Here is a 21,819-nt window from a genome sequence, read left to right as displayed (position 1 = left end):
CCGGGCCGGCGACCGGCGCAGCCGGGCCGGCGACCGGCGCAGCCGAGGCGGCGACCGACGCCGCAGACCCAGCGACCGGCGACGGAGGGCCCGCCCCCTTCACCGCCCGCATCCCCGCCGACGCCAGCCAGCCCATCCGCCTCGCGCCCGCCGACACCGAGGGCGCCGGGCAGCCCGTCGCCATCACGATCGTCGACGCGCGCGGGCAGGCGGAGGTGACCGACGGCATCCACAGCTGGGCGACCAAGACACCGGCCGCGCACACCCTGGTGCAGCCCGTGATGAACGGCGTGCGCCTGCTCACGACCCTCGCAGACGCCACGGCCGGCGAGGAGTTCGCGTACCGCTTCGACCTGCCCGAGGGCAGCGGCCGGGTCGACCTGCCCGACGGCCAGACGCTCGTGACCGACCGCGACCACCGCTACATCGGCACCCTCGAGGCGCCTTGGGCGGTGGACGCGCAAGGCGCCACGGTGCCGACCCACTACTCCTGGAGCGGCGATACCCTCACCCAGCACGTCGACCTCACCGATGAGACGGCGTTCCCAGTGCTGCTGGACCCGCGATGGCTCTACAGCTACGACTTCTCGGCCGCGCTGCCGCTCTACCACGCGGTGCATCCCAAGGCCTCCGAGCGGGCGGTCGACCGACTGCTGCACGGATGCTTCAACTGCTACTTCCCGATCAACGGCGGCCCGCGCTCGTACCCGGCCGACGGCGACATCCTCGCGCTGAACGCCAGCCCGTTCTCGCTGATCACCGTGCCGGCCCCGGTGAAGGTGCAGACCGCCAACGGGGGAGCCCTGCAGTTCCTCGCCCAGGCCGGGCACTTCGACGGCGCCGGATCGCTGATCACCTTCTCCTGGTACAACGACCCGAGCGGCTACCTGCACCTGTACGTGCACGCGCTGATCATGGTCGACCGCGGACCGGCCGCGAACATCGCGAACTCCCGCATCGCCGGGGCGAACTGGCTGCTCTACTGGCAGCGCGTAGCCGACCACGCCGACGGGAGCAGTGGCGGCGGTGGCGTCTGAGCCGCGACCGGGCCGCACCCTGGCCGCACTGCCCGGCGGGGTGATCGCCGGGGCCGGCACGGGCCTGCTCTACCCGGTCGCCGTGCTCGGGCCGGGGCTCGTGCGCGGCGATCCGTCGTCGTCGACCGGCCTGCTCCTGATCGGGATGCTGGTGGGCACCACGCTCGGGATGCTCGTGGGCGCCCTGGCCGGCGGGCTCGCGGCCGGTCTCCTCGCCCTGCTCTGGCGGGTCGGGATGCCGGCGGCACCGGCCGCCCTCGTCACGGGTGTGGTCGTGGGCGGCGGGGTCGTGGCGGTGCTGGTGTGGATGTTCACGACCGACATCCAGACCCTCGCCCTCGCCGCGCTCGCCGTCGCGCAGACCGCGGGTGGGTTGACGCTGCTCACGTGGTGGGCGGCCCGCGGGCAGGGTTCGGTCGACCGGGAGTCCTAGTAGCGTCGTCTCATGGCGAGTGCGGCGGGCAGCGGGAGCGAAGGCGGCGGCACAGGCCCCGGCCCCGGCGCGACCGACGCCGAGGTCGCGGCGGCGCTCGCCGCCATCCTGTCCGGCACGGTCGCGGCGCTCGAGGCGAGCGGCGCCCGCACCGAGGCGCTCGCGAGCTTCGAGGAGCGCCGCGCGATCCTCGGCGTGCGCCGCTCACCCGTCATGGTGGCGCGCGGGCGGGTCTGGCGGCTCGGCGTGCTGCTCCTGGATGCGGCCGGCGGCCTCCACACGATCGGCCGCGTCACCCGCGCCATCGAGCCGGGTCGCGTCACGAACCAGTCCGCCCGCGCCGAGGAGCGCCGTGACTACCGCCGCGCGGCCTTCGCCGGCAAGTTCGCCGAGGGCGACACGGTCAACTTCGACACCGGCGAGGTCGACCTCGCGGTTCCGGCGATCCGGGCAGGAACCGGCGTGCTGAGTCTCGCCGGCGACACGGTCATGGTGCGCTGGAACCTCCAGCCCGGCGCGGTCGGCACCACCCCGCTCGAGCCCTACCTCACCGAGCGCGCCGCCCTGCTCACCGCGCCGCCCCCGTAATTCCCGCCGCTCCGTCTACCGCACCGCCTCGATAACCCGCCCGGTTCCCGCGCGCCCCCGCCCGCCGCCGATGGCCGCGGTGTTCCGTCGAGCCCTCCCACCGCCGCCGCTTCGCCCGTCGTTCCCCGAACGCCCACCGCCGTTCTCCATCCCGTCACCGCCGGTTCACCCCTCGTCCCCCTTCGAAACCTAGATTCCGACGACGGCCCGCACTTCGGCCACGATCCACGATCCACCACCGCAATCCGCAATCCGCGATCCGCGACCCACCCGCCGGAAGGGGCCCCGAATGCTCGACCGCGTCGACCCCTTCATCGGCACCGGCATCACCGACCTGCCCCCGCAGTCCGGCCTCGCCGCGACCTGGTGGTGGCCCAAGCCGCAGGTCGGCAACACCCACCCCGGCGCCACCTACCCCCTCGGCATGGTCTCGGCCTGCGCCTACTCCGGCGCCTACCCGACCGGCTACGGCCGCTTCGATCTGAGCCTCGAGGGCGTGCCGACGACCATCCACGACGACCAGCTCGCCTCGGGTTTCACGCACTTCCAGCAGTCGGGCACCGGGGCGATCCGCAAGTACTACAACTACTTTCGCGTCACGCCGATGATCGAGCCACTCGACGTGCTCGGCCGCACCTGGCAGATCACCGACGAGGAGGCTGCCCCCGGCCTCTACTCCGCCACCCTCGACTCCGGCATTACCGCCGAGATCACGGTGGGGCCGAAGAGCGCCGTGCATCGGTACACCTTCCCCCGGCACGCCAACGCGCGCATCGTGATCGACTTCTCGCTCGGCGGCCTCGCGATCCCGTACGGGGCCACGATCCCGCTCCGCGCCCACCTCGAGACGATCGAGCCGGGTGTCGCCAGCGGAGTCGTGGTCGCCGAGGGTGCGCCGATCGCCGTGCACATCGAGTGCGACGCCCCGCAGTGGCGGCAGATGCTCTGGTACGACCGGCGGCTGATGCCGGGCGGCACCCGGCTCGACTTCGACCACATCCGGCCCACGACCCTGCGGCCCTTCGGCCTGATGTGGGCGGGCCCCAGCGAACCGGGGCAGACGATCGAGCTGCGGATCGGTTTCTCGTTCCGCGGCGTCGAGCAGGCCGAGCAGAACCTCCGCGCCGACTGCGGCCCGGGCCCGGGCCGGTTCGAGGCCCGGCGCGAGCGCACCCAGAAGACCTGGCGCAAACACCTCAAGACGATCGCCGTCGACACACCCTCGACGGCCCGCCGCACGGTGTTCTCCACCGCGCTCTACCACTCGCTGATCAAGCCGAGCTTCGCCGACTCCGAGAGCCCGTTCTGGCCGAGCGACGGCCCGTTCGTCTTCGACATCTCGACGATGTGGGACATCTACCGCACCCAGCTGCCGCTGCTGACGACCCTCTTCCCCGAGCGGGCCGTCGAGCTCGCCAACGCCCTGCTCACGATCTGCGAGGAGGAGGGCAACTTCCCGATCGGCTACCGGCTCGCCCGCGGCGGCGACCGCTTCTCGCGCCAGGGGTCGGCGCTCGCGCACACCTTCCTCGCCGACCTCTGCCAGCTCGGCGTGCCCGGGATCGACTGGGACTGGGCCCTCGTGCACATGTCCGACGACCTGCGCCGCACCTACGGCGAGGAGTACCTGCTCCGCGGCGAGGCGCATCCGATCACGCACACCCTCGACCTCGCGTACGGCTACTGGTGCACGGCCCGCGTCGCCCGGCACGTCGGCGACCATGCCCTGGCCGCCCAGTTCGAGGCGCTCGCCGAGCGTTGGGTCAACGCCTACGACCGTTCGACGGGACTGCTCAAGGACTCGACGTACTACGAGGGCTCGCGCTACAACTACTCCTTCCGCCTGCAGCACGACATGGCCGGCCGGATCGCGCTGAGTGGCGGGCCCGAGCACTTCCTCGAGCAGCTCGACGCGTTCTTCGGCTACGGAGCGCCGCCCGTCACGCAGCTCGGGGTGGCTCCGGATGCCGAAGAGCTGCTGGCGGGCTACGTGCTCGGCCGGTTCGAAGGCCTCAACAACGAACCCGACATGGATGCACCGTGGGCGTACCACTACGCCGGTCGCCCCGACCGCACGGCCGAGGTCGTGCACCACGCCGTGCACCAGCAGTTCGGAACCGGGCGGGGCGGCCTGCCCGGCAACGACGACTCCGGCGGACTCAGCTCGTGGCTCGTCTGGGCCTCGCTCGGGCTGTTCCCGGTCGCCGGCCAGAACATGCTGCTGATCAACGCACCCTCGTTCGCCGAGTCGACGATCGCGGTCGCCGGCGGCGAGTTCGCCATCCGCACCGTGGGCTTCGTGGAGCCCACCCCGGGCGGCCCGGTGCAGTACGTGCGCTCGGTGCGGCTGAACGGTGCTCCGCTCGCGCGCACCCACCTGACCGGCGACGAGTTCCACCGCGGTGGTGAGCTGCTCGTCGAGCTCGGCCCGGAGCCCTCCGACTGGGGCACCGTCGACCTCCCGCCCTCGTACCCGCCCGCGGCCGGCACGCCCGTTCTCACCGACCCCTTCCCGTCGACGGCCCCGATCGCCACGATCGTGACCACCACGCCGGCCCCCATGACCACCCCCGCCCCCACCCAGCCGACAGGAGCAACCCCATGACCGCGATCCGCAACCGCCTCGTGATCGTCAACCGCGCCGATCCGGTCATCTGCGGGCATTCCGTCGAGGGCCGCAACCTCGCCGAGACCGCTCTCGCCCGCGGCTTCGACGAGGTGCGCATCGTCACCTGGCCGATCGAGCGCCTCGAGGCGGCCGGCCTGCCGCTCAAGCCCCTCGACTCGGTGCTGCCCTACAGCCCGGGCATCATCGTCGAGCGCCCGGCCCCGGTCGGCGACTACAAGGTGCCGGACGGCCGTTACCTGGCCGGCATCACCGGCCGCCTGGTCGAGCTCTTCACCGACGGGGTGCCCACGGTCGCGCTCTCGCTCTACCTCAGCCCCCACACCATCGCGGTCGCCGACGCCGTGCGCGCCGCCTGGGGCACGGGCCTGCCGGTCAACGTCACGACGATCGCCGAGGCGGTCGGCTCCGACGTGACCAACGTCGTGCGCACCGCGGTCGAGGAGGGCCGGCTCGGAGCCGCCGCGCACATCCTCTCGAGCTACCTCAGCCAGGACCACTGCGTCGCCGTCTCCGAGTACACCCGCGACCTGATCATCTCGGAGGCCCAGCGGGTCGACGACCAGCACGGCACCCGCTTCGCCGAGCAGTGCCGCGACCGCATCGAGGTCTCGTACCCGGCGATCGACGCGGCGGCCTACCTCGACCTCGACGAGCAGACGATCGACGACGTCGTCACCGCACGGGGACTCCGCCGCGACGGCTACCTGCTCTTCCTCTCCCGGCTGACGGATGCGAAGGGCGTCGACGACCTGATCGGCGGCTTCGAACGCAGCGAGGTCGGGCGCGCAACGGATCTGCCCCTGATCATCGCGGGACGCGGACCGCAGGCCGGAGCACTGCGGGAGCTGGCGGCCGCCTCGCCGCTGGCCCACCGCATCCGCTTTCTCGACGACGTCGGAGACGCCGAGAAGCCCTTCCTGATGGCCGGCTGCGCCGCGTTCGTGCTGCCGTCGAAGCCCCGGCCCGAGTTCGTCGAGACCTTCGGCATCGCGCTGGCCGAGAAGATGCTCGCGGGCGGCGGCCCCGTCATCACGACGCTGACCGGCGGGATCGGCGAGGCGATCGGCGAGCACGCGATCGTGGTGCCGGTGAACGATCCGGATGCGGTGGCCGAGGCGATCGATCAGGCCGTCATCCGCACGACCCCGGCCGAGCGCGCCGACCAGGCCGCACGGGCCCGGGAGTACGCGCGGCAGTTCGACCGCCACGTCGTCTTCGACAAGCTCTTCGCCCGCTTCCCCCGCCACGAGACCGTCGACGCCTGAGGGCGGCGGCGGGGGAGTACCCTGGCGACGTGTTGGACGACAGACCTGCAGAACGGCACCGCCAGGTGGCCGGCCACTTCGCCGAGCTGACGCGGGGCGCGGCTCCGGATGCCTGGGATGCGCCGTCCCCGGTCCCCGAGTGGGCCGCCCGCGACGTGGTTCGGCACCTCGTGACCTGGTTCCCCCAGTTCCTCGCGGGCGGCAGCGACGTCGTGCTGCTCGCCGGCCCGTCGGTCGACGACGACCCGGTCGAGGCGTGGCGGGTGCACGCGGACTCGGTGCAACGGGTGCTCGATGACCCGGAGGTCGCGGCCCTGATGTTCACGAACCCGCACACCGGCACGATGCCGCTGGCGCAGGCGATCGACCGCTTCTACACAGCCGACATCTTCCTGCACACCTGGGATCTCGCCCGTGCCACGGGCCAGGAACCCGGTCTCGACGCTGACTTCGCGCTGACCATGGTGGAAGGGATGGAGCCGATGGACGAGGTCCTCCGCAGCTCCGGCCAGTACGGCCCCCGCGTGGAGGTGCCCGAGGGATCGGACGCCCCCACCCGCCTGATCGGCTTCATCGGCCGAGACCCCTTCTGGACCGCCCCCGCGTGACGGACGACAGGGCCGCCGCAGAGCGCACCGCCGCCGAAGACGCCCGCCGCGGCCTCGACCGCCTCGTCTTCTTCAGCGACGCGGTCGTCGCGATCGCGATCACCCTGATCGTGCTGCCCCTGGTCGACCTGGCCCGCGAGCCCGGTATCGGCTCCACGGCCGACTTCTTCCGCGAGAACTCCCAGGGCCTCGCCGCCGCCGGCCTCGGCTTCGTGGTGATCGCCTCGTTCTGGCGCGAGCACCACCGCCTCTTCAACCGCGCGGTCGGCTTCACCCGGCTGCTGGTCTCGCTCAACCTGCTGTGGCTCGCCGGGATCGCGTTCCTGCCGCTCGCGACCGTGCTGAAGGTGAGCGCCGATCCGAGCGACCTGCTCGCCAATGGCCTCTACATCGGCGTGGTCGGCCTCACGATGCTGCTCTCGCGCGCCGAGGAGCTCGTCCTCGTGCGCGAGCACCTGTTCGAGCCGCGTGCCGAGCCGAGCCCACGGCAGCTGCAGGCGCGCTGGGTGCCGGTCGCGCTCATCCTGATCGCCTTCGTCGTGTCGCTCGTCTGGCCGGCGCTCGGCCTCTGGCCGGTCGCGCTGCTCGTGCTCTCCCGCCCGATCGGCGCCCTGGTCAGGCGGATCAGGCCTCGGACTGCACGACCGTCGTCGCCAGCGGGATCTCCTTGACGAAGCAGAGCAGCAGGGCGGCCACGAGCATCAGCGGCACCAGGTAGAGGTACACCGGGCTGAGCGCGGTGGAGTACGCGTCGACGATGATCTGGTGGATCTCCGGCGGCAGCGCATTGATCGCGGCCGGCGTCAGGGCGTTCGTGTCGGTCGGCAGTGCGCCGCCGCCCGCGCCCAGCGACCCGGCCGAGGAGGAGAGCTGCTCGGTGAGCCGGGCCACGAACAGCGATCCGACGATCGCCGATCCGAGCGAGGCACCGATCTCACGGAAGAAGTTGTTCCCGGCCGTCGCGGTTCCCACCATGCTGTGCGGCACCGAGTTCTGCACGACGAGCACGAGCACCTGCATCGCGAGTCCGAGGCCCAGACCGAGGATCGTGAGGTAGGTGAGGATCAGCGGCAGCGGGGTGTCGGCACGCATGGTCGAGAAGAGCACGAGGGCGAGGGCGACGACCAGGGCGCCGGTGATGGGCATCCACTTGTAGCGGCCGGTCTTGGAGACCAGGAAGCCGCCGCCGATCGCGGTGATCAGCAGACCGCCGAGCATCGGGAGGAGCATGAAGCCCGAAACGGTCGCGTTCACGCTGTTGACGATCTGCAAGAAGGTCGGCATGTAGCCGATCGCACCGAACATCGCCACGCCGATCGCGAGGCCCGCGAGGGTGGTCAGGGTGAAGTTGCGGTTCGCGAACAGCGAGAGCGGGATGACCGGCTCGGCGCTGCGGCGCTCGACCAGCACGAAGGCCACGGCGGCCAGCACCGTCACGATGATCATGCCGATGATCATCGGGGAGTCCCAGTCGTACTCCGTACCGCCCCAGGAGGCGGTGAGAACGAGTCCGGCGGCGGCGATCGCGAGGGTGACCATGCCGGCCACGTCGATCTTCGGCCGCTCGGCGCCGACGTGCTTGGGCAGCTTGATCAGCAGCACGGCGAGCAGGATGGCGGCGAGCCCCAGCGGCACGTTGATCCAGAACGCGAGCCGCCAGCTGAGCACGTCGGTGAAGAGACCGCCGAGCAGGGGGCCGGCGACCGAGGAGAGGCCGAAGACCGCACCGATGAAGCCCATGTACTTGCCGCGGTCGCGGGCCGGGATCACGTCGGCGATGATCGCCTGCGACAGGATCATCAACCCGCCGCCACCCAGGCCCTGCACGGCGCGGCCGGCGATCAGCCACTCCATCGAGTTGGCGAAACCGCCGAGGATCGAGCCGAACACGAAGATCGACAGCGCGATCACGAACAGCGACTTGCGCCCGATCAGGTCGCCGAGCTTGCCGTAGACCGGCATCACCACGGTCGAGGCGAGGATGTAGGCGGTCGCCACCCAGAGCATGTGGTTGACGCCGTCGAGCTCGCCCACGATGGTCGGCAGCGCGGTGCCGAGGATCGTCTGGTCGAGTGCCGAGAGCAGCATGGCGACCATCAGGGCGCCGAAGATGAGGTTGACGCGGCGCTTGGTCAGCACCTGGCCGCCCTCGGCGACCGGCTCGGTGCGGCCGGTGGATGCGGCGGAGCCGGCACGGGCGGCGGCAGCGGCGGAGTCGGATGCGGCGCGGCCGCCGGCGGGCTCGCCGCGGTCGGCGGCCTCGTCGAGATCAGGGCTGGTGGACATGCGGATACCTCGGGTTCGCTGGTGTCGGACGGTGACGGACGTGCGGGGCGGGCGCCTGCTGCGGCGCACGCCCGGGGGATGGTCTAGAGGGGATCGACGAGGTGCCGGAACTGCTCCCGGGCCTCGTCGACGTGATCGAGCACGGGACGGCGGTCGCCGGCCTCGAGCCCCCAGGTGTGCATCGCGAGCCGCAGCACGGCCCCGATGAACAGCACGACGGCGCGCGCGCGGGCCGGTCGCTCGGGCGCGGGAACGAGTCCCTCCTCGTCGAGGAGGCGCTCGACCTGCGCGGCCAGATCGTCTTCGACGGCGCCGACGGTCTCGAAGCCCTTCGCGAGGAGCGAGGGATTCGCGACGATGACGGTGCGCCGCATCTCCTCGATCTCGGGGCTGCCGAGATCGAGCGAGGCGACCTGCGTGCGCACGGCGTCGAAGACCGCGTCGAGCACGCTCACGCCGCCGCGGGCGTTGATCGGGGGGAGGACCGGCGGGCCGAACAGCTTGGAGTGGCCGATCACCGCATCCTCCTTGCCCGCGTAGTAGTTGAAGAAGGTGCGGCTCGTGACGTCGGCGCGCTGGCTGATCGCGTCGACCGTGACCTCGGAGAGCCCGAGCTCGCTGGCGAGCTCGAGAGCTGCGATCTCGATTGCGCGCGCGGTCTCGCGCTTCTTGCGCTCGCGCAGACCCACCTCGTCGTGCGCCCCGACGGGGGCGTTGAGGGTGGGGGAGTCGATCGTCGTCACGGACAAGATTGTTTCACACGGTGAAAACTTTCGCAACGCGAAACTTAGCCGGGTCAATGCGCTCGGACTACGCTGGATGCAGAGGAGGCGAGATGGTTCGGCGGCGTGAGCGCGTGAAGCGCTGGTTGACCACCGGCAAGCCCATCGAGACCCCGGAACCGCTCTCCGACGACGAGGTCGACGCCGCTGTCGCCGACGGCGAGCTGATCGCGCGGTTCTCGTCGGTGCTCGCCCTGAAGAACCGGCTGATCGTCTCGGCACTCCGCGACGACCGCGCCTTCGACGCCGAGCAGGCGGCCGACGCCGCCCGGGAGGTGCTGACCGAACTGGCGGCTGAGCAGGACGCCAACGCGGCGCACGCCGACGAGATGATCGCCGACGCGGAGAGCGACCAGGGCGTCGCCCGGCACGAGCACGACTACAAGGCCCGCGACCTCGAGCTGCTCGCGGCCCGGCGCCTGGTCTACCGGGAGGTGGCCCGCCGCATCCGTGCCGATGCAGAAGACCCGGCAGCCCTGGCGTCGCTGGTGGAGGATGCCCGGGCCCGCGCCTGGGACGAGATCGGCCGCGAGATCGCCGAACGGCTGGACCAGTACCGCTCGGCCTCGTCGATCGTCGTCGACGAGGACTACCGCCGCGACCGTGACGAGCGGATGCGGAGACTCCGTGAGTTCGACCTCTGGGAGCTGGCCGACTCCCGCCGCAGCACCCGGCGCCGCGGCTGAGGCCCCGGCCCCGATCACGCCCGACCCCACGCAGTCCACCCCTTCCCGGGCCGCCCGACGGGAGTACATTCGGGCGTGGGAGGACCGATGCCCGAGCCGATCAGCGATGCGTTCCGCGCGTTCGACGCGCTCGTGCGGCCTGCGGCCGACGACCCGGCCGAGGTCGTGGGCTTCCGGGACGGGATCGAGACCGCCCTGCGTGGCAGGCCCGGCATCATCGGCATCGAGCCGGCGGGGTCGTTCTCCCACGGCACCGCCGTGCGCGGCAGCCGCCTCGACCTCCTCGTCGTGCTCGACGGGCCCCGGTCGCGCTCAGCGACCAGGGCTGCCGAGAGCCTCGCGGCCGCCGTGCCGGGCGACGTCGTCACCGCCGCCTTGGGCTCGGTCTCGACGGCGGCTGGCCGGGTCGTCCTCGACCGGGTCGGCGGCATCGGGCTCCACCTGATCCCCGCCTATGCCCGCGAGGACTCCCAGTGGGTGCCGGATGCGGCGGGTCGCTGGGTGCGTCACCGGCCAGGTGCCCGTGAGATGCTGCTCGACCGGATCGACGACGACGGCAGCCTGCGCGCGCTGATCCGCCTGTTGCTGGCCTGGAAGCATCGACAAGGAGTGCCCGTCTCGTCGTACTACCTCGAGACCGCGGCCATCCGCCAGTCGCTGCAGCAGCGCTCGTTCAGCCTGCTCTGGGATCTGTGCTGGCTCTGGGAGTCGCTGGCCTCGGGCGGACTCGTGAACCTGCCTGATCTCTCGAGCCCGGACCAGACCCAGGGGGTGAGGCCGGCGGCCTCCCTCGGCCGGGCGATCGAGGTGCAGTTCCCGGTCGAGCGGGCGGCGTCGAGCGCCCGTGGTGCGGTCAACGCCTACCTCGACGGCGACCTCGACACCGCCCACGCCTACCTCGTCGCGCTGTTCGGCGGCGACTTCCCCGAGCTCGCTCCGGCCGAACCGGTGGGCTGGGATGCTCCGCCCGACCCTCTTTGATCTCCCACGACCCCCGGGTACGGTCGCGAAGATGACCACCTCGCCCCGCGCAGCCCTCGTCTACAACCCCATCAAGGTCGACCTCGACGCTCTCAAGGAGGCGGTCGCGGCCGAAGAGGCCGAGGCCGGTTGGGCCGAGACGCTCTGGCTCGAGACGAGCGAGGACGACCCGGGGCAGGGGCCGGCGAAGAAGGCGCTCGCCGAGAAGGTCGACCTCGTGATCGCCGCCGGGGGAGACGGCACCGTGCGGGCGGTCGCCGAAGCGCTCCGGGGGTCGGACGTGCCGCTCGCCCTGCTGCCCTCCGGCACCGGCAACCTCCTGGCACGGAACCTCGACCTCACGCTCGACGACGTGGGCAACTCGCTGCGGACCGCGTTCCGGGGTGCCGACCGCGCGATCGACCTGGGCGTCATCCGCATCGAGCACGAGGACGGGTCGATCACCAAGCACGCCTACCTCGTGATGGCCGGCCTCGGGCTCGACGCCAAGATGCTCGCCGCGACCGACGACGAGCTCAAGGCGCGCGTGGGCTGGCTGGCCTACGCGAAGGCGATCGTGACGGTGCTGCGCGACAAGAACCAGTTGCGGCTCCGCTACCGGCTCGACGACGCGCCCACACGCACCGTGCGCGCCCACACGATCATGATCGGCAACTGCGGGTCGCTGCCGGCGAACATCCTGCTGCTGCCCGATGCCGCCGTCGACGACGGGCTGTTCGACATCGTGGTGCTGAGGCCGGAGGGCTTCTTCGGCTGGCTCCAGATCATGGGCAAGGTCTTCTGGGAGAACGGCGTGCTCCGGCGCACGAGCGTCGGGCGGCGCCTGATGGGCGACACGAAGGAGGTGCGCGCGCTGAACTACCTGCGCGGCAGCGAGCTGGTGCTCCGCCTGCAGCGGCCGGAGGAGATCGAGCTCGACGGCGACGGGTTCGGCAAGGCCGTGGCACTGAAGACCTGGATCGACGCCGGGGCCCTGAAAGTCCGTGTTCCTGAGGACAACGTCCTATAGCCCCTCCGGTTGCGACATGCAATCCCTATTCCCTAGAGTGAACTAGTTGTTAGGCTGTCTAGCAATTAGTCGATCAGGAGGAAGGAACAGTGGTGGCACTTCTCGAGAACATCCCCTTGTCGGTCTCCGAGCGGAAGGCGACCACCCTCACCTGGTCCGAGCCCGAGACCAAGCTCTGGGTCGCCAGCCGTGACGGCGAGTACGCCGGCATGATCGAGTACCTGGCCGGCCATTTCGTCGCCACCGGGGCCACCGGCCACGACCTGGGCTCCTACAGCTCCCTCGACTCCGCGATGGCTTCGGTCGACCTCGGTGCTTCCCGCCGTCGGCTCCCCGAGGGCGTCCTCTCGAACGTCGCGATCGTCTCCGCGGTCGTGGCCCTGTCGCTGGCGGGCATGAGCCTGTCGATGATCGCGGCCTGACTCCAAGCCACGGCTCCGCCGGGGCGACCCGGCACACGACTCGAGCCAGACGGCGGCGGTCACACGGCGGCGGTCAGACCACGGTTGTCAAACCGCAGCGCGTGACGCCTTCTTGTCGCGCGGCCGCCGCGCGTAGTCCCGCGCCCGATCGCTCGACAACGCGATCAGGATGAGGATGTCGAACGACAATCCCACCAGGTTCGTGCCGAGCGTGATCGCCTGGTGGCTGTCGATGCTCTCGATCAGCGCGATCAGGATGTTGATCGAGCTGAACGTCATCACCAGGATCCGGGCGAGGTTGCTCCCGAAGAACACGAACAACCCCAGCAGCACCTCGACGACGCCGAAGAGCGCGGCTCCCGCCACCAGCACCCACAGGGTCAGGTCGCGGTAGTCGATCGAGTCGGGGAGCGCGGTGTCCCCGGTGTCGATGTCGAGCAGGTCGCGCACCCCCTGCCAGTCCAGCAGGACGGCGAGGATGATGAACGCCGGCACGAACGCCCGGATGAGCACCACGACCGCGCCGAAGGTGATCTGAGCCGGCCGTCGGACGGCCTTGCCGGGTGATGCGGGCGCCTCGGGCACGTCGGCGTCGGGCAGCGGATGCGGCGTCGGCACCGGCGCGGCCGCCTCCTGCACGGCGAGCACGGTCGGCACCACGGCGCGGAGGTTCACGATCGGCAGGTCGCCGTCCGTGATGATCTGGTCGCCGCCGCCGTTGCGGGAGTGGTAGCCGGTGGCGAAGTCCTTCAGCACGACGACCTCGACGGCAGGATCCGCATCCTGCATCGTCGCCACGATGTGGTCGCGCTCGACATCCGTGTTCTCGTCGATCTTGTGCGTGATCTGCAACGTGAACAGCGAGAAGCCGACGGCGCGGTCGTAGGTTCCGGCGGCCAGCCAGTCGGTCGAGTGCCCGCCGGGCAGCAGCCAGCCGTCGGGGCAGCGCCAGAAGCGCACGTGGTGGCGCTTGGCCGGGTTGCCCTTGACCTCCTGCTGGTAGGCGAAGTCCTGGTTGCGGCCGAACAGCATCAGCGGGCTGACCGGTGCCTCGTTGTAGCTCTGCCGCAGCACGGTCGACCGCACGATCCGGAGCGCGCTCCGCAGGGTCAGGTCGTCGGCCCTGGTCCAGCCCGCGGCGAGCATCGCGGTGTGCACCTGCTCCTCGCTGCCGAGGAGACCGAGGTTCACCGGGTCGCCGAGCAGGCCGTCGCTCGTGCGGGTGCGGCCGATGAAGTAGTTCGGCACGTAGATGTTGGTGAGGATGCGGTGCAGCCGCGGCAGGGCGATGTACGCGACGACCACCCAGAAGACCACGTAGAACCAGATCTGCGCCCAGCCCGACGAGAAGCCCTCGGTCAGCACCAGGTAGGCCAGCCAGACGGCGGCCGCGCCCGCGATCACGAAGAACACGTTGTCGAGCACGGCGTTCAGCGAGAACCGCCTGCGCCGCTTCGCGGGCAGGGTGTCCGCGCCTCCGGCCTTCGTCAGCGTGTCGGGCATGAGGCAACGATACCGGTGCCCAGGGGCTGCGCCAGGTGGGTGGCACGGCTGCTGCTTCGGCTGCAGCCACGGCTGCCGTCGCGGCTGTGCCGGTTCGGCTGCTTCTCTGGGCGCAGCTGTTGTCGCGGTCTCAGCGCGCGATCGTGACCCGGGTCGTGTAGGGCAGGTCGAAGCGCTCGCGGCCGGCCATCTCGGGATGGCGGCGGGTCAGCGCGGTGACCTCCTCCAGGAGCGCGGCCCGCTCGTCCTCGGCGAGGGCGATGACCGAGCTGCGGGACGCGACCATCTCGACCAGCCGGGCGGCATCCGTCGGCTGGGTCCAGTGGAACTCGGCATAGGCGTCCCGGCGCAGCGGCTCACCGACCGGAGGCTGCACGGTGTCGAACTCCTCGGCGACCGAGGGGCCGATCAGAGTGCTCAGCTCGCGCACCCAGTTGGCCCGGTCGTCCCGCACGTTCCAGATCAGCGCCAGCACGCCGCCGGGCCGGAGGAGCCGGGCGGCCTCGCGGGAGGCGGCCTCGGGGTCGACCCAGTGCCAGGCCTGCCCGAAGGTCACGACGTCGGCGGAGTCGTCGCCGAGCGGCACCGATTCGCCGGTGCCCGCGGTGACCCGCACGCCGGGCAGGTTCGACTCGAGGGCGGCGCGCATCCGCTCGTCGGGTTCGACCGCGACGACCGAGGCGGCGTGCGCGGCGAGCACCGCCGTGAGCTTGCCGGTGCCGGCGCCGATGTCGACGACGTCGGGCAGCCGGCCGTCGTCGGTCGCGGCCTGCGTGAGCAGCCACTCGACGGCGTCGACCGGGTAGCCGGGGCGGCCGGCGTCGTAGGAGGCCGCGGCGGAGCCGAAGCGGAGTGCGAGGGACGGATCCTTGGCCATGCCGCCAGTCTGCACCTCGAGGCGCGGTCGCGTCAGTGCCCGTCGCGGAGGAAGGCCGCCATCCGCTCGCCCGTCAGCACCGCCGTGACCGCGGGACCGCGCTGAGGCACCACGGGGATGACCGAGAGGTCGGCGATGCGGAGGCCCTCGAGCCCGTGGACGTGGCCGTACTGGTCGACTACGGCGCCGGGGTCGCCGGCGGGGCCCATCCGGGCGCTGCCGCAGGTGTGCAGGGCGGTGCCGAGATTCTCGGCGATCCAGGTGTCGAGGCGCTCGTCGTCGGCCAGCGTCGCGGTGTCGAGCCCGTCGCTCCCGGCGGAGAACCCGTCGAACAGCCAGGCGAACGACGGCTGGCCGAACAGTTCGGCGGTGCGCCGCACGCCGTCGCGGAGGTCGGCGCGGTCGCGCGCATCCTCGAGGTAGCCGAAGCGGATCCGCGGCGGCGCCGCAGGGTCGGGGGAGTCGAGCGCGATCGATCCGCGGGACCGCGGGGTCTGCAGCGCGACCAGCACGGAAAGGACGGTCGCCGCTGAGCCAGGCTCCATGGGGGAGTCGGGGTTCGTTCCGAAGAGGAGCTCGCCGAGCGGATGCAGCAGCGGCAGCAGCTCGATCACCCCACCCGTGCTGGTGCGCAGGTGCAGCGCGCTCGCCATCGCGGGACCGGTCGCGGGCAGCTCGGCCGCCGCCGCGGCCGTCATCCGCCAGTCGAGCCGCACCTGTGGGTGATCGCTCAGACCCTGTCCCACGCCAGGGGCGTCGAGGACGACCGGGATGCCGTGGCGCTCGAGCTCGGCCGACGGCCCGACCCCCGAGAGCAGCAGCAGCTGCGGGGTCGCGATCGCGCCCGCCGACAGGACGACCTCGCGCGCCCGGATCACCTCGCCCGGCGTGCCGGATCCGGCGTCGGGCGCGAGCTCGACGCCGACCGCGCGGGTGCCCTCGAACAGCACCCGGTTCACCCGGGAGTGCCCGCGCACGGTGAGGTTCGCCCGGTCGCGGAGCGGCTCGAGGTAGGCCAGGCCGGTGTTCCAGCGGATGCCGTCGCGGACATCCATCGGCAACGGGCCGTGCCCGTCGTCGACGTGAGGAAGGCCGCTCGGGTCGTGATCGCCCAGCGCCTGTCCGTTGAGGTCGGCCACGCGCGGCACCCCCAGCTGCTCGGCCGCCTCGGCGGAGGCCCGCGTCACCGGGTGATCCTGCCCAGGCCGAGTCACGAAGACCGGCCCGCGGCCACCGTGAACGGCCGTCTCGCCGTAGTCGACGTCGTGCTCGAGGGCGCGGAGGAACGGCAGGGAGCGCTCGAGGGTCCACTCCGGGTTGCCCGCCGCCGCCCAGGCGTCGAAGTCGGCGCGGCGGGCGCGCACGAAGTACGCGCCGTTGGTCGTCGTCGAGCCGCCGAGGATGCGCCCCCGCACGATCGTGTAGTCCCGCCCGGGCAGGAGCTCGGCCGGGTAGGCCCAGACATCCGGATGCGCGGGGTCGGCTCCGCGCAGCGCCGACGCATCCAGCAGCTCGGCCGGGTACTCCTCCGCCGACCGTGGTGCGGGACCGGCTTCGAGCAGCAGCACCCGCTGCTCGGGATCCTCGCTCACGCGGGCGGCGAACGCGGCGCCCGCGGCCCCGCCGCCGACGACCACGACGTCCCAGACGGTCATCGCCCGCGCGGCTCCGCGTCGGTCGCGATCGTGGTCGGCAGCTTGCGGAAGGCCTCGTCGAGCAGCTCGGCCAGATCGGCGTCGTCGCGGCGCAGCCACTGCTCGTAGGCGGCGAGCGAGACGGCCAGCGCCGTCCACGCGATCACCTGCGGCTCGAGGTCGTCGGCCGGGAGCCCCAGGCGCTCGCCGGCGAAAACGGCGACCACCTCGCGCCAGGAGGCGTAGCGGAGCGTCGAGTGCGCCACCAGCGTGGGCACGTTCAGCAGGAGGTCCATCCGGCGTTTGTGGTACGGCACCTCCTCGGCCGGGAACCGGTTGAACTCGATCACCGCGAGCCGGAGCGCATCGAGCAGCGGCAGATCGGCGGGGAGCTCCTGCAGGTGCCGCCGGAGCCGGTCGAGCAGCTCCTCGAAGTCGCCCCATGGCAGATCGTTCTTCGACGAGAAGTAGCGGAAGAAGGTGCGTCGGCCGATGCCCGCGCGTGCCGCGATCTCGTCGATCGTCGTCTCGTCGAAGCCCTTCTCGATGAACAGCTGCAGGGCGAGGTGGCTGAGCTCGTTGCGCGAGGTCGACGGCTGGCGCCCGAGCCGGGGCTGGTCGGCGGGCCGGGCCTCATCCGGGAGCCGGAGTTGATTCATGCGGGCACCCCTTCCATTCGGCACTCGGTGTCATTAGTATCGTGCCATCACAGCGTTTCGATGACGACAACGACATGAGGAGCATCCCATGAGTGACAACACGAGTGAACGTGACCAGGTTCTCACCGACGACGAGCTGGTGGAGGCCGACTCACTGGTAGAAGAAGTGTCGATCGACGGGATGTGCGGCGTCTACTAGGCCGTGCCGTGATCCCGGTCGATCTCGACGCCGCGTGGGACGTGCATCCCCAGGTGTCGATCCGTCCTGAGCCGTTCGGCGCGCTGCTGTACCACTTCGGCACCCGGAAGCTCTCGTTCCTGAAAGACCGCACGCTCCTGGCGGCGGTCGAATCCCTCGCGGCGTCTGCTTCGGTGCGCGCGGCGTTCGCCTCTGCGGGCATCCCGGACGGGGAGATCCCGCGGTACCACGCCGCCCTCGGCACGCTCGCCGCGTCGTCGATGGTGATCGAAAGGAAGCCATGACCCTCCTCGACACCCCACGGCCGTCGGCGGCCGCGCCGGCTCCCGGTACCACGACCGCGCCGGCCACGCCCACTCAGCCGGGCCGCCTGGTCGACCTGTTCGAGTTCGGGCTCGACTCGCCGATCTGCCTCACCTGGGAGCTCACCTACGCCTGCAACCTCAGCTGCGTGCACTGCCTCTCAAGCTCCGGCCGGCGCGACCCGCGCGAGCTGTCGACCGAGGAGTGCAAGGCGGTCATCGACGAGCTCGAGCGCATGCAGGTCTTCTACGTCAACATCGGCGGCGGCGAACCGACCGTGCGGAGCGACTTCTGGGAGCTCGTCGACTACGCCACCGCCCACAAGGTCGGGGTCAAGTTCTCGACCAACGGCGTCAAGATCACGCCCGAGGTCGCACAGAAGCTCGCGAGCAGCGACTACGTCGACGTGCAGATCTCGCTCGACGGCGCGACCGCCGAGGTCAACGACTACGTGCGCGGTCCCGGCTCCTACGCCACCGCGATGCGGGCGATGCAGAACATGAAGGATGCCGGTTTCACCGGTTTCAAGATCTCGGTCGTCTGCACCCGCCAGAACATCGGCCAGCTCGACGAGTTCAAGGCCATCGCCGACGAGTACGGTGCGCAGCTGCGCTTGACCCGGCTCCGCCCGTCGGGCCGCGGGGCGGACGTCTGGGACGAGCTGCACCCCCTGCCCGAGCAGCAGCGCGAGCTCTACGACTGGCTCGTCGCCCACGGCGACGGCGTGCTCACGGGCGACTCCTTCTTCCACCTGTCGGCCTACGGCTCGGCGCTGCCCGGCCTCAACCTCTGCGGCGCCGGGCGCGTGGTGTGCCTGATCGACCCGGTCGGCGACGTCTACGCGTGCCCGTTCGCGATCCACGACGAGTTCCTCGCCGGCAACGTGCGCTCCGAGGGCGGGTTCCAGGAGGTGTGGCGCAACAGTGCCCTGTTCACCCGGCTGCGCACGCCGCAGTCCGGCGGCGCCTGCACCAGCTGCTCGTTCTTCGACACCTGCAAGGGCGGCTGCATGGCGGCCAAGTTCTTCACCGGCCTGCCGCTGGACGGCCCCGACCCGGAGTGCGTGCGCGGCTTCGGCGAGCAGGCGCTCGAGAAGCGCAAGGAGGCCGACTCCATCCCGCGGCCCGACGGCGACCACTCCCACCGAACCGAACGCGGCCCGCGCCGCGACGGCGGCGTCGTGAAGACCAAGTCCCGGGGCATCCCGATCACTCTCTCGCTCACCCGCCCCGACCGCCCGCCGGTCAGCGCGTGCGAGGAGAACCCGCTCGCCGGCTTCGACCCGAGGTCGTAGCGAGCAGAAGGCCGTGGGCCGAGACGCGGCCCGCGTGTGCACTGGAAGGAGCATGCAATGGGGCGTGTCGAAGGAAAAGTCGCTTTCATCACCGGAGGTGCCCGCGGTCAAGGGCGCAGCCATGCCGTGCGCCTGGCCAAGGAGGGCGCCGACATCATCGTCGTCGACCTCGCCGACCACATCCCGAACATCGCCTACCCCTCCGCGACCGAGGAGGATCTCGCCGAGACCGTCCGCCAGGTGGAGGCGCTCGACCGCCGCATCATCGCCACGAAGGCCGACGTCCGCGACCGCGGCGCCCTCAAGGCGGCCATCGACGACGGCGTCGCCCAGCTGGGCAAGCTCGACATCGTCGTGGCCAACGCCGGGATCTGCGTGGTCGAGGACTGGGAGAACACCTCCGTCGACGTCTGGGACCAGACCATCGGCACGAACCTCACGGGCGTGTGGAACACCGTCCAGCTCACCAGCCGCCACCTGATCGACAACGGCGGAGGCTCGATCATCATGACGAGCTCGGCGGCCGGCATCAAGGGCCTGCCGTTCCTGTCGGCCTACGTGGCCGCGAAGCACGGCGTGGTCGGGCTGATGCGCGCCTATGCGACCGAGCTCGCCGAGTACTCCGTGCGGGTCAACACGATCCACCCCACCGGCGTCAACACCCCGATGGGCGAGATGGGCAACGCCTTCGGGCCGCTGCTCGAGGCACATCCGACCGTCGGCGGCATGCTGGCGAACCTGCTGCCGATCCAGGCGACGGAGCCGCTCGACCAGTCGAACGCGGTGCTCTTCCTCGCCTCGGACGAGTCGCGCTTCATCACGAGCCTCGAGATGACGGTCGACGCCGGCAACACGCAGTACTGAACCGTCTGATCCCAGGACCACGAGTCCGACAGAAGAGACAAGAGAAAGGGGCACGCAATGGGGCGTGTAGAAGGAAAAGTGGCGTTCATCACCGGAGCCGCACGAGGACAGGGGCGCAGTCACGCGCTGCGCCTGGCCCAGGAGGGCGCCGACATCATCGCGATCGACTACCTGGAGGATCTGCCGGAGAACCCGTATCCTCCGGCGACCGAAGAGGATCTCGTCGAGACGGTCAGGCAGGTCGAGGCGCTCGACCGCCGGATCATCGCCAGCAAGGCCGACGTGCGTGACTTCGACGCCCTGAAGGCCGCCGTCGACGACGGGGTCGCCCAGCTCGGGCGGCTCGACATCGTCTCGGCGAACGCGGGCATCGCGGGCCGGCCGAACCTCTCCGAGGACGTGCCGGAGGACGAGTGGATGAGGATGATCGACATCAACCTCAACGGCGTCTGGCGCACCGCGAAAGCCGCCATCCCGCATCTGAAGGCGGGCGGACGCGGCGGGTCGATCATCCTGACCAGCTCGGACGCGGGGCTGTTCCCCTACGCCAACATCTCGCACTACGTGTCGGCGAAGCACGGAGTGGTGGGCCTGATGCGCACACTGGCGCTCGAGCTCGCGCCCGACTTCATCCGGGTCAACAGCGTGCATCCGACCACGGTCGACACGCTCATGGTGCAGAACGACGGCATCTACCGCCTGTTCCGGCCGGACCTCGAGAACCCGACGAAGGACGACTTCGCCCAGGCCGCGGTCGCGATGAACGCGCTCCCGATCCCGTGGGTCGAGGCGGTCGACATCTCCAACGCCGTGCTCTTCCTCGCCTCCGACGAATCGCGCTACATCACGGGGGTCCCGCTCCCGGTCGATGCCGGCGCGGCGATCAAGTAGGGGGTGCGGCATGGGACGCGTAGACGGCAAGGTCGCCTTCATCACCGGAGCCGCCCGTGGCCAGGGCCGCAGCCACGCGCTGCGCCTGGCCCAGGAGGGCGCCGACATCATCGCGGTCGACATCGCCGAGTCGATCCCTGGGATGGACAAGTTCTACCCCGGGGCCACCGAGGAGGACCTCGCCGAGACCGTCCGCCAGGTCGAGGCGCTCGACCGGCGGATCGTCGCCACCAAGGCCGACGTGCGCGACTACGACGCGCTCAAATCGGCGCTGGATGCGGGGGTCGCCGAACTCGGGCACGTCGACATCGTCTCGGCGAACGCCGGCATCTTCGCCTTCGGTGAGCAGTCGCAACTGGTCACCGACGCCGAGTGGGAGATGGTCAACGACATCAACGCGAAGGGCGTCTGGCACACCGCGAAAGCGGTCATCCCGCACCTGATCGAGCAGGGCACGGGCGGGTCGATCATCCTGACCAGCTCGACCGCGGGCCTCAAGGGCACCCCGAACGTCGTGGCGTACACGGCGTCGAAGCACGCGGTCGTGGGCATCATGCGCACCCTCGCGCTGGAGCTCGCGCCGCACCGCATCCGGGTGAACACGGTGCACCCCACCGGGGTCGCGACCGACATGATCCTGAACGAAGCCACGTTCAGGCTGTTCATGCCGGACGTCGAGCACCCCACCAAGGAGCAGGCCGCGCCGATCTTCGAGACGACGAATGCCCTGCCGATCCCGTGGGTCGAGCCGATCGACATCTCGAACGCCGTCCTGTTCCTCGCCTCGGACGAGGCGCGGTACGTCACCGGCACCGAGCTCAAGGTCGACGCCGGTTACACGATCAAGTAGCGGCACGCACGACGGAATC

General features: G+C 71.0%; 22 protein-coding genes and 1 pseudogene. 17 read left to right on the top strand and 6 right to left on the bottom strand.

Features of this window, described 5'->3' with window-relative positions; all coding sequences use genetic code 11:
* The 7 genes and pseudogenes from HSO01S_RS19160 to HSO01S_RS17680 form a co-directional block, all read left to right on the top strand.
* Nucleotides 1-1,037, top strand: a pseudogene (locus tag HSO01S_RS19160) (hypothetical protein); the annotation flags it as partial.
* Nucleotides 1,027-1,470: a hypothetical protein gene (locus tag HSO01S_RS17705; protein WP_157079158.1), complete on the top strand. Its 444-nt coding sequence runs from the start codon at nt 1,027-1,029 to the stop codon at nt 1,468-1,470. The pseudogene HSO01S_RS19160 and the gene HSO01S_RS17705, both read left to right, overlap by 11 nt.
* A 12-nt stretch (nt 1,471-1,482) precedes the next feature.
* Nucleotides 1,483-2,058 carry a hypothetical protein gene (locus HSO01S_RS17700; RefSeq protein WP_066043953.1) on the top strand — a complete coding sequence of 192 codons (576 nt, stop codon included), beginning with the start codon at nt 1,483-1,485 and terminating at the stop codon, nt 2,056-2,058.
* Nucleotides 2,059-2,347: 289 nt separating this feature from the next.
* Nucleotides 2,348-4,663, top strand: coding sequence for a glycoside hydrolase domain-containing protein (locus tag HSO01S_RS17695; protein WP_084361819.1), 2,316 nt, complete (start codon nt 2,348-2,350; stop codon nt 4,661-4,663).
* Nucleotides 4,660-5,952, top strand: coding sequence for a glycosyltransferase (locus tag HSO01S_RS17690; RefSeq protein ID WP_066043950.1), 1,293 nt, complete (start codon nt 4,660-4,662; stop codon nt 5,950-5,952). The genes HSO01S_RS17695 and HSO01S_RS17690 overlap by 4 nt, the downstream gene beginning before the upstream one ends.
* Nucleotides 5,953-5,981: 29 nt before the next feature.
* Nucleotides 5,982-6,560: a TIGR03086 family metal-binding protein gene (locus HSO01S_RS17685; RefSeq protein WP_084361818.1), complete on the top strand. Its 579-nt coding sequence runs from the start codon at nt 5,982-5,984 to the stop codon at nt 6,558-6,560.
* Nucleotides 6,557-7,231 (top strand): TMEM175 family protein, encoded by a 675-nt coding sequence (locus HSO01S_RS17680; RefSeq protein ID WP_066043945.1) that lies wholly within the window; start codon nt 6,557-6,559, stop codon nt 7,229-7,231. The genes HSO01S_RS17685 and HSO01S_RS17680 overlap by 4 nt, the downstream gene beginning before the upstream one ends.
* On the opposite strand, the gene HSO01S_RS17675 is transcribed toward HSO01S_RS17680, so the two are convergent.
* Nucleotides 7,185-8,846, bottom strand: a complete 1,662-nt coding sequence (locus tag HSO01S_RS17675) for an MDR family MFS transporter (protein WP_084361817.1) — start codon at nt 8,844-8,846, stop codon at nt 7,185-7,187. The two genes, HSO01S_RS17680 and HSO01S_RS17675, sit on opposite strands and share 47 nt — an antisense overlap.
* Before the next feature lie 83 nt (nt 8,847-8,929).
* Complete coding sequence (locus HSO01S_RS18925) at nt 8,930-9,589, bottom strand: TetR/AcrR family transcriptional regulator (RefSeq protein ID WP_066043940.1); 660 nt, start codon at nt 9,587-9,589, stop codon at nt 8,930-8,932.
* A gap of 92 nt (nt 9,590-9,681) precedes the next feature.
* On the opposite strand from HSO01S_RS18925, the gene HSO01S_RS18920 reads away from it, so the two are divergent.
* The 4 genes from HSO01S_RS18920 to HSO01S_RS17650 all read left to right on the top strand — a co-directional run bounded on the left by HSO01S_RS18920 (nt 9,682) and on the right by HSO01S_RS17650 (nt 12,726).
* Nucleotides 9,682-10,314 carry a hypothetical protein gene (locus HSO01S_RS18920; protein WP_066043937.1) on the top strand — a complete coding sequence of 211 codons (633 nt, stop codon included), beginning with the start codon at nt 9,682-9,684 and terminating at the stop codon, nt 10,312-10,314.
* Nucleotides 10,315-10,401: 87 nt separating this feature from the next.
* Nucleotides 10,402-11,295 (top strand): nucleotidyltransferase family protein, encoded by an 894-nt coding sequence (locus tag HSO01S_RS17660; RefSeq protein ID WP_066043933.1) that lies wholly within the window; start codon nt 10,402-10,404, stop codon nt 11,293-11,295.
* Nucleotides 11,296-11,326: 31 nt separating this feature from the next.
* Nucleotides 11,327-12,304, top strand: a complete 978-nt coding sequence (locus HSO01S_RS17655; RefSeq protein ID WP_066043931.1) for a diacylglycerol/lipid kinase family protein — start codon at nt 11,327-11,329, stop codon at nt 12,302-12,304.
* Between the two features lie 89 nt (nt 12,305-12,393).
* On the top strand, nt 12,394-12,726 hold the full coding sequence (locus HSO01S_RS17650; RefSeq protein ID WP_066043929.1) for a hypothetical protein: 333 nt from the start codon (nt 12,394-12,396) through the stop codon (nt 12,724-12,726).
* Nucleotides 12,727-12,813: 87 nt separating this feature from the next.
* On the opposite strand, the gene HSO01S_RS17645 is transcribed toward HSO01S_RS17650, so the two are convergent.
* From HSO01S_RS17645 to mftR, 4 genes are all read right to left on the bottom strand, one after another.
* Nucleotides 12,814-14,229, bottom strand: coding sequence for an LssY C-terminal domain-containing protein (locus HSO01S_RS17645; RefSeq protein WP_066043926.1), 1,416 nt, complete (start codon nt 14,227-14,229; stop codon nt 12,814-12,816).
* Between the two features lie 130 nt (nt 14,230-14,359).
* Entirely contained in the window at nt 14,360-15,106 is a 747-nt protein-coding gene (locus HSO01S_RS17640; RefSeq protein WP_066043922.1) for a class I SAM-dependent methyltransferase, read from the bottom strand.
* Nucleotides 15,107-15,138: 32 nt separating this feature from the next.
* On the bottom strand, nt 15,139-16,761 hold the full coding sequence (gene mftG / locus HSO01S_RS17635; protein WP_066043918.1) for a mycofactocin dehydrogenase MftG: 1,623 nt from the start codon (nt 16,759-16,761) through the stop codon (nt 15,139-15,141).
* Entirely contained in the window at nt 16,758-17,399 is a 642-nt protein-coding gene (gene mftR, locus HSO01S_RS17630) for a mycofactocin system transcriptional regulator MftR (RefSeq protein ID WP_066043915.1), read from the bottom strand. Before mftR ends, mftG begins: the two co-directional genes overlap by 4 nt.
* Before the next feature lie 88 nt (nt 17,400-17,487).
* On the opposite strand from mftR, the gene mftA reads away from it, so the two are divergent.
* The 6 genes from mftA to HSO01S_RS17605 are packed head-to-tail and all read left to right on the top strand — an operon-like array spanning nt 17,488 to nt 21,800.
* A complete protein-coding gene (gene mftA / locus HSO01S_RS18505) occupies nt 17,488-17,598 on the top strand; it encodes a mycofactocin precursor MftA (protein ID WP_084361815.1) in 111 nt (36 codons plus the stop codon).
* Between the two features lie 8 nt (nt 17,599-17,606).
* A complete protein-coding gene (gene mftB / locus HSO01S_RS17625) occupies nt 17,607-17,882 on the top strand; it encodes a mycofactocin biosynthesis chaperone MftB (RefSeq protein WP_157079155.1) in 276 nt (91 codons plus the stop codon).
* Nucleotides 17,879-19,195 (top strand): mycofactocin radical SAM maturase, encoded by a 1,317-nt coding sequence (mftC, locus tag HSO01S_RS17620; RefSeq protein ID WP_066043912.1) that lies wholly within the window; start codon nt 17,879-17,881, stop codon nt 19,193-19,195. Before mftB ends, mftC begins: the two co-directional genes overlap by 4 nt.
* Before the next feature lie 57 nt (nt 19,196-19,252).
* The gene (locus HSO01S_RS17615; protein WP_066043908.1) at nt 19,253-20,059 is read left to right on the top strand and encodes a mycofactocin-coupled SDR family oxidoreductase; all 807 of its coding nucleotides are present in this window, start codon (nt 19,253-19,255) and stop codon (nt 20,057-20,059) included.
* 57 nt (nt 20,060-20,116) lie between these two features.
* A complete protein-coding gene (locus HSO01S_RS17610; protein WP_066043905.1) occupies nt 20,117-20,950 on the top strand; it encodes a mycofactocin-coupled SDR family oxidoreductase in 834 nt (277 codons plus the stop codon).
* A gap of 10 nt (nt 20,951-20,960) precedes the next feature.
* Nucleotides 20,961-21,800 carry a mycofactocin-coupled SDR family oxidoreductase gene (locus tag HSO01S_RS17605; protein ID WP_066043902.1) on the top strand — a complete coding sequence of 280 codons (840 nt, stop codon included), beginning with the start codon at nt 20,961-20,963 and terminating at the stop codon, nt 21,798-21,800.
* Nucleotides 21,801-21,819 lie beyond the last annotated feature (19 nt).

The sequence above is a fragment of the Herbiconiux solani NBRC 106740 genome (assembly GCF_001571005.1).
Lineage (GTDB): Bacteria > Actinomycetota > Actinomycetes > Actinomycetales > Microbacteriaceae > Herbiconiux > Herbiconiux solani.
This window is presented reverse-complemented; position numbering and strand designations above follow the sequence as displayed.